Origin of the sequence: Kineosporia mesophila (assembly GCF_021129235.1) — a bacterium.
In the GTDB taxonomy this organism is placed as follows: Bacteria; Actinomycetota; Actinomycetes; order Actinomycetales; family Kineosporiaceae; genus Kineosporia; species Kineosporia mesophila.
Window position 1 is genome coordinate 369,001 of the sequence record NZ_JAJOMA010000003.1, and the last position, 6,600, is coordinate 375,600.

The 6,600-nt window shown below is 69.2% G+C and carries 7 protein-coding genes; 4 read left to right on the plus strand and 3 right to left on the minus strand.

Going from position 1 to position 6,600, the window contains the following annotated elements:
* The first annotated feature begins 50 nt into the window (after nt 1-50).
* Genes LR393_RS06595 through LR393_RS06610 form a run of 4 tightly spaced genes read left to right on the plus strand, consistent with a single transcriptional unit; the run spans nt 51 to nt 3,833 of the window.
* Nucleotides 51-1,070 (plus strand): iron-siderophore ABC transporter substrate-binding protein, encoded by a 1,020-nt coding sequence (locus LR393_RS06595; protein WP_231482296.1) that lies wholly within the window; start codon nt 51-53, stop codon nt 1,068-1,070.
* The gene (locus LR393_RS06600; protein ID WP_407937294.1) at nt 1,016-2,047 is read left to right on the plus strand and encodes a FecCD family ABC transporter permease; all 1,032 of its coding nucleotides are present in this window, start codon (nt 1,016-1,018) and stop codon (nt 2,045-2,047) included. The genes LR393_RS06595 and LR393_RS06600 overlap by 55 nt, the downstream gene beginning before the upstream one ends.
* On the plus strand, nt 2,044-3,036 hold the full coding sequence (locus LR393_RS06605) for a FecCD family ABC transporter permease (protein ID WP_231482298.1): 993 nt from the start codon (nt 2,044-2,046) through the stop codon (nt 3,034-3,036). The genes LR393_RS06600 and LR393_RS06605 overlap by 4 nt, the downstream gene beginning before the upstream one ends.
* The gene (locus tag LR393_RS06610; protein WP_231482299.1) at nt 3,033-3,833 is read left to right on the plus strand and encodes an ABC transporter ATP-binding protein; all 801 of its coding nucleotides are present in this window, start codon (nt 3,033-3,035) and stop codon (nt 3,831-3,833) included. The genes LR393_RS06605 and LR393_RS06610 overlap by 4 nt, the downstream gene beginning before the upstream one ends.
* Here the strand turns inward: LR393_RS06610 and LR393_RS06615 are convergent.
* The 3 genes from LR393_RS06615 to LR393_RS06625 form a co-directional block, all read right to left on the minus strand.
* On the minus strand, nt 3,787-4,263 hold the full coding sequence (locus LR393_RS06615) for a GbsR/MarR family transcriptional regulator (protein WP_231482300.1): 477 nt from the start codon (nt 4,261-4,263) through the stop codon (nt 3,787-3,789). The two genes, LR393_RS06610 and LR393_RS06615, sit on opposite strands and share 47 nt — an antisense overlap.
* Before the next feature lie 453 nt (nt 4,264-4,716).
* Nucleotides 4,717-5,262 (minus strand): GNAT family N-acetyltransferase, encoded by a 546-nt coding sequence (locus LR393_RS06620; protein ID WP_231482301.1) that lies wholly within the window; start codon nt 5,260-5,262, stop codon nt 4,717-4,719.
* A 52-nt stretch (nt 5,263-5,314) separates the two neighbouring features.
* Nucleotides 5,315-6,265 carry an ERCC4 domain-containing protein gene (locus LR393_RS06625; RefSeq protein WP_231482302.1) on the minus strand — a complete coding sequence of 317 codons (951 nt, stop codon included), beginning with the start codon at nt 6,263-6,265 and terminating at the stop codon, nt 5,315-5,317.
* Nucleotides 6,266-6,600 lie beyond the last annotated feature (335 nt).

Here is a 6,600-nt window from a genome sequence, read left to right on the forward strand (position 1 = left end):
TAAGGCTAAGCTCGCCTCTCACGGGGATCGTACCTTGGAGAGGAACACACGTGAGAACACGCCACCGGGGCGGAATTGCGGCATTCCTGACGGCTGCCGCCCTTGTCCTGAGCGCCTGTGGTGCGGGCTCGGACAGCCAGGAGGCCGGCGCGGCGACGGGCACGAGCTTCGAGCCCGTGACCATCGAGCACGCGCTCGGCACGGCGGAGATCACGGAGAAGCCCGAGCGCATCGTGACGCTCGGTCAGGGCTCGACCGAGACCGCGATCGCCCTGGGCACGGTGCCGGTGGGCATCGAGGAGTATCCCTGGGGCAGCGACGACACCGGGTACATGCCGTGGATCTACGAGGCGGTGACGAAGAAGGGCGCCGACCTGCCGAAGCAGTTCACGGGCAGCACCGAGCTCGACGTCGAGGCGATCGTGGAGCTGGAGCCCGACCTGATCCTGGCGCCCTGGTCGGGTGTGACGCAGGAGCAGTACGACCTGCTCAAGGACATCGCCCCCACCATCGCTTATCCCGAGACGGCGTGGACCATCACGTGGGACGAGCAGATCCGCACCATCGGTAAGGCCATGGGACGCAGCGCCGACGCGGAGAAGCTGGTCAGCACCATCAGGACCCAGCTGTCGGAGGCCGCGCGGCCGGAGTACAAGGACATCACGTTCTCGTACATCTACAACAGCGGCCCGGGCACGCTCGGGGTGTTCTTCAAGGGTGAGCAGCGCGTGGCCATGGTCAGCGCGCTCGGCCTGACCGTCGATCCGGTGGTCGACACCCTCGATCAGTGGGAGGTCAAGGGCACCGACTCCGCGGCGATCGGCCTGGAGAACGCCGACAAGCTCAAGGACTCCGACCTGATCTTCACGTTCTACTCGGACGCGGCCAACCGCAAGGAGATCGAGGCGCAGAAGCTGTACCGGCAGATTCCCGCGATCAAGCGCGGATCGGTGGTGGCACCGACCGAACAGCCTTTCGTCACGGCGTCTTCCATCATCAACCCGCTCACCGTGCCCTGGGCGCTGGAGCGTTTCGTCCCCCTGATCGACGAGGCCGTCGACCAGCTGTGAGGAACGGCCTGATCCTGCTGGCCGCCGTGGTGGGGCTCGCCCTCGCCACGGTGGCCAGCCTGTTTCTCGGTGGCCGGGCCACCGCGCCCGCCGAGGTCGTCAAAGTGCTCACCGGCACTCCCGACCCCTATCTGGAAGCCGTTCTCGACTCCCGGTTCTCGCGCACCGTGATGGGTCTGCTGGTGGGTGCCGCGCTGGCCGTCGCCGGCGTCGTCATCCAGGGCATCACCCGCAACCCGCTGGGCGATCCCGGTCTGCTCGGTGTGACCGTCGGGGCGTCCGCCGCGATGGTCACCGCAGCCGCTTTCTCCGGGGCGGGTTTCGGGGCCGGCTCGGTATGGGTGGCCCTGGCCGGGGCGCTGGCCACGGTGCTGCTGGTCTCCGCCGTCGGCGGCCGCTCGGCCTCGGGCAGCGTCGTCGGTCTGCTGCTCACCGGAGCCGTGGTGTCGGCCGTGCTCAGCGCCTACATCCAGGCGATGACCCTGACCAACCCGGGGGTGTTCGACTCGTTCCGGTTCTGGGTGATCGGCGCGCTGGGTGGGCGCGACCTGTCGGTCGCGGTGTCCGTCTCACCGGCGCTCATCGGTGGCCTGGTGATCGCCGTGCTGCTGGCGCCCTCGCTCAACAATCTGGCGCTCGGGGAGGACGTGGCAGTGTCTTTGGGGACGCGCGTCGCTCTCGTCCGCGGAGCCGGAATTCTCGCGGCGGCGCTCCTCAGCGCGGCCGCCACCGCGGCCGTCGGGCCGATCGCGTTCATCGGACTGGCCGTGCCGCACCTGACCCGGTCGCTGGCCGGCCCCGATCACCGCTGGCAGATCCCCCTGGCCGCCGTCCTGGGCGGCACGCTGCTCATCGTCGCCGACATCGTGGGCCGGGTCGTCGCCCGTCCCGAGGAGATCATGGTCGGCATCGTCACCGCCCTCATCGGGGCGCCGTTCCTGCTGCTCGCCGTGCGTCGTGGCTGGGCGGCCCGATGATCCCGGTGCGGCGCGACGCCGTTCTCTACTGCGGCCTCACCGTTCTCGCCGTGCTGCTCGCGAGCACCGCCACCCTGTCGCTGGGCCGGCTCGGCATCCCGCTCACCGAACTGCCGTCCGCGCTGTTCGGGGGCGCGGGGGGTAAGTCGGCGTTCGTGCTGGAACGTCTGCGTGGCCCCCGCCTGGCCACGGCCGTCCTGGTCGGGGCCCTGCTCGGGCTCTCCGGCACGCTGTTCCAGAGCGTCACGCGAAACCCGCTGGGCAGTCCCGATGTCATCGGGCTGGGCGCGGGAGCCGGTGCGGGGGTGGCGGTGACGTCGCTGATGTTCCCCGGCATCCCGGCCCCGGTCGGGGCCGGGACAGGCGCGGGTGCCGCCACGCTCATCGTCTTCTTCTGCACCGGCAAGGGTTTTCGCTCCCCGACCCGCACGATCATCGCGGGTATCGGGGTGGCCGCGATGGCCTACGCGGTCACCCAGTACGTGGTGAGCGTCAAATTGAGGGACGCGGCGGCCCAGTTGGCCGCGTACCTGGTCGGTTCGCTCAATGCGGCCAACCGGGACGATGTCCTGATCACCGGGATCGTGCTGCTGGTCGTCCTGCCCTGCGCCATGACCCTGCCCGTCAGCATGCGCCTGCTCGAGATGGGTGACGACACCGCCGCCGGGCTCGGCGTCGATCCCGACCGCACCCGCACGGCGGCGATCGTCCTGTCCGTCATCGCCGCCGGTGCCGCCGTGGCCGCCGCCGGCCCGGTCTCGTTCGTCGCCCTCACCGCCCCCCAGATCGCCCGCCGCGTCATCCGTTCCTCCGAGATCGGTGTGATCCCGGCCGCTCTCACGGGGGCCCTGATCATGGTCGTCGCCGACCTGGCCGCCCAGCAGATGCCTCTGGTGCGGGGACTGCCCGTGGGCGTCCTCACGCTCGGGGTCGGCGGGCTCTACCTCGGACACCTGCTCCTGAGCGAGCACAGGAAGGGACGGCTGTGAGCCTGTCGCTGGAGAACGTCACCCTGGGCTACGACGGCACCGTGGTCGCCTCGGGCCTCGACTTCGTGGTGCCGGAGGGCGAATTCACCGCCGTGATCGGGCCCAACGGGTGCGGGAAGTCGACGCTGCTCAAGGCCCTCGCCCGGGTATTGCGCCCGTCCGCGGGCCGGGTGCTGCTCGACGGCGACGACCTGCGCTCGCTGCGCCCCCCAGCCGTCGCCCGGCGGGTGGCCTCGCTCCCCCAGCACCCGATCGCCCCGGAGTCGCTGCGCGTACGCGACCTGGTGGCGCGGGGCCGGCATCCCTACCACTCACTGTGGCGTCAGTGGCTGCCCGGGGACGCCGCGATCGTCGATGCAGCGATGGTCGCCACCGGGATCACGGATCTGGCGGACCGTCTGCTGACCGATCTGTCGGGCGGTCAGCGGCAGCGGGTCTGGATCGCGATGGTGCTGGCCCAGCAGACGAACTACGTGCTCCTGGACGAGCCGACCTCGTTCCTCGACCTGGCCCACCAGGTCGAGCTGCTGCACCTGTGCCAGGACATGCGGGCCGACGGCCGCACGGTGCTGACCGTGCTGCACGACATCAACCAGGCCGCGCGCTACGCCTCGCACCTGGTGGTTCTCGACCGTGGCACGGTCGTGGCCTCGGGCGAACCCGCCGAGGTGCTGACCACGGAACTGCTGGCCGACGTGTTCGGGGTGGACGGGGTGATCGGGACCGACCCGGAAAGCCGCACCCCGATGGTCACCGTGCGGGCCCGCGTCCACCCTGGAGGTCTCGTTCGGCCTTGAACCGCGCCCATTCACTGCCCAGCCGGGAGTCGATGAGCCAGCCCATGTAGTCACGCATGTTCCGGACCCGCTCCCACGCGCGACCCCCCTCCCGCACGAACGGCAGCGTCTCCTCGGCCAGCTTGCGCTGATCCGTCAGGTACCGCTGCTCGGTCGCGAGGAAGCCCGCCCAGACGTCCTCGTCCATCAGGAAGTAGTGCGACCGCTCGCCCGGCCGGCGCACCCGCCGCACGAACCCCCGGTCCACCAGCGCCCGGGTGTAGGACGATACCGACCCCGCGCTGATCCCCAGCTGCTCCGCGAGCTCGGTCGGACTGACCCCGTCCGACTCGTCCACCAGCAGGTACCCCGCGATCAGCCCTTCGATGCGCGAGGCACCGGTGGCGGACCAGGAGTCGGCAAAACGCTCCACGAACTGACGCTGGTGCATGGGAAACAGTATTTCAGGGCCGTGTAGACGGATGGGGGAAGGTCTGTGCGCTACCACCGCACCGGTCTTCCCCGGTCTTGCCTGACTCGACACCCCGGCCCGCAAGCGGACGGGCCGTGGCGTCCAGACCATGGGCGGGCTGATCCAAGCGTGGCCTGCGATCCGGCGACCGCACCCGGCCCGCAGTACAGGACAGCGCCCCACACCTTCGTCAGTTCGGGCACCGGCCCCGAATGAGTGACGTACACACATGGCGCCGAGCCCGTCGGGCAGACAGTGCCTGGCCGAGCAACTGCGACCGGGCAACCGCCCCCTGCCGAATCTCGCTCAGGGCAACCCACGGCTCCCGCATGCCTCCAGGATGCCGGTCTCGGAGAGACTCCGGGACGGGGTGTGGACCACCGTGATCGGGGTGGATCCGTGCGCTGTGATCGCACGGATCCACCCCCATCATCAGCCGGCCGGCCGTTCGTCGTCCGACAGGATCGCGAACAGCAGCGAGTCCCGCCACCGGTCACGGACCTTCAGGTGCCGGCGCATGCGCCCCTCGTACTCCAGACCGACCTTCCGCAGCACGTTCTCCGAGGCCTTGTTCTCCGGATCGCAGGTCGCCGAGATTCTTTCGAGGCCGAAGCACTCGAAGCCCCAGTGCACCAGGGCCCGCGACGCCTCGGTGGCGTAGCCCTTGCCCCACTCGTCGCGGCGCAGCACGTACCCGAACTCACCCCGCCGGTGCGCGGTGCTGATGATGCGCAGCTCGACGGCGCCGATCACCTCGCCCGTATCGGCGATCGTCACCAGCTTGTTGAACGAAGTGCGCTCCGGGTCGGCCAGCACCGCAAGCTCCTGCCGCACGAACGCCTCACTGGCCTCAGGGGTGTTCGGGCCCCAGACCATGTACCGGCAGACCTCGGGATCGCTCGCGTAGCCGTGCACATTGGCGGCGTCGGTGGGCGCGATGTCGCGGAGTATCAGCCTGGACGTGTGCAATTCGGTCACGGATCAACGCTACTGGTCGGCCGGTGGTTCGGTCTCCGGAATTTCTTCCTGGTCAGGACGCCGGCATCTGGGCTGCCCGCCAGGCGGCCAGGACCTCGGGGCGCAGTCGGCCCCGTTCGGGTACGTCGATTCCCTCTCCGCGCGCCCAGGCCCGGAGTTCTTTCGTGGACGGTTCCGGCTCAGACGGCTCCGGATTCAGCGTGGCCTCTTGCCCGGCCCAGACCCGGGCCGCGCTGAGCCAGCGATAGGTCCATTCCTCGGCCAGTTTCCGGGTGTCACAGAAGACGATCGGGACACCGGGCCAGGCGATCTGCAACTCCGCGAGGCCGTCGGCCACCAGCGCCGGCCGTACCCGGTCCTGGGCGAAGACCTTCGAGTACGGTTCCTCGACCACCACCGCAGCCCGCGGAAGGGCTGCCAGGTCGGCGAGGGCGTACCGGAGACGCCCGCCGGTCAGACTGCCGATCAGATCGGCCATCGTCTTGCGCTCGACCGCCGCGATCGTCCGGTCATTCAGCATGATGGCGTAGTCGCCGCACGTCAGAGCTTTTCGGGTGGTCGTGACCGCCTGCTGCGGGAACTTGTACGGGTACTTCTCGTGGGCATCGACCAGGATCTCGAGTTCGCTGATCCCGGCCGCGCGAGCCGTCGGGGTACGCACATCGGGCCGGGACTGCTTACGCGTGCGCGGGGACTGCCAGAACACCATCTGCCGACCACGGGCGTGGGTGAAGACGATCTGGGTGCGGCTCTCCCGGGTACGGTCGGCAACGATGTCGATGGCCGCGCCGCGGCGGTCGCAGACCCGCAGCTTCACCTTCTCGACCTCGTCCAGAGTGTCGTCGTGCGGCCAGGCATCCAGCGGTAACGGATGGCAGTAGAGCGCACTGGTACGGGGCCAGGTGTCTTTCGTGGCAAACACCAGACCCTCTCCCAGGGGAAGACGTAGCAGGTAGGGCAGGCGGCTGTCCGGATCAGGGTTACGGGCGATCACCAACTCCACGGCTTCACGCTATCGGCCGAAGCCGAGGCAAGTCTCCCTCGCCCCTCGTTCGTGATCGTGCGAACGAGGTGATGAAGGACGAAGCAAGCTCCCCTCGCGCTTCCGGTCACCAAAACCCGGCAAGCGCCCCTCGTCCTTCTTCGCTCGTGATCATGCAAAATCTCCCCGGGGAGGTTTTGCATGATCACGCACAGGGATGAAGGACGATGTGCCCCTGCCGTGCGGTGGTGGTTGCCGGCCGGGCCTGGTGTTCGGGTGGTCAAAGCAGTAATGGCGGTTGTTCGGCCCGTCAAAGCAGTAATGGCGGCCCGCGCCGCTGCCTGAGTTTCCTCATG

Excerpts from the sequence above, each read along its gene's own strand:
- LR393_RS06605 (WP_231482298.1), top strand. The coding sequence starts at position 2,044 with ATGATCCCGGTGCGGCGCGACGCCGTTCTCTACTGCGGCCTCACCGTT.
- LR393_RS06615 (WP_231482300.1), bottom strand. The coding sequence starts at position 4,263 with ATGCACCAGCGTCAGTTCGTGGAGCGTTTTGCCGACTCCTGGTCCGCC.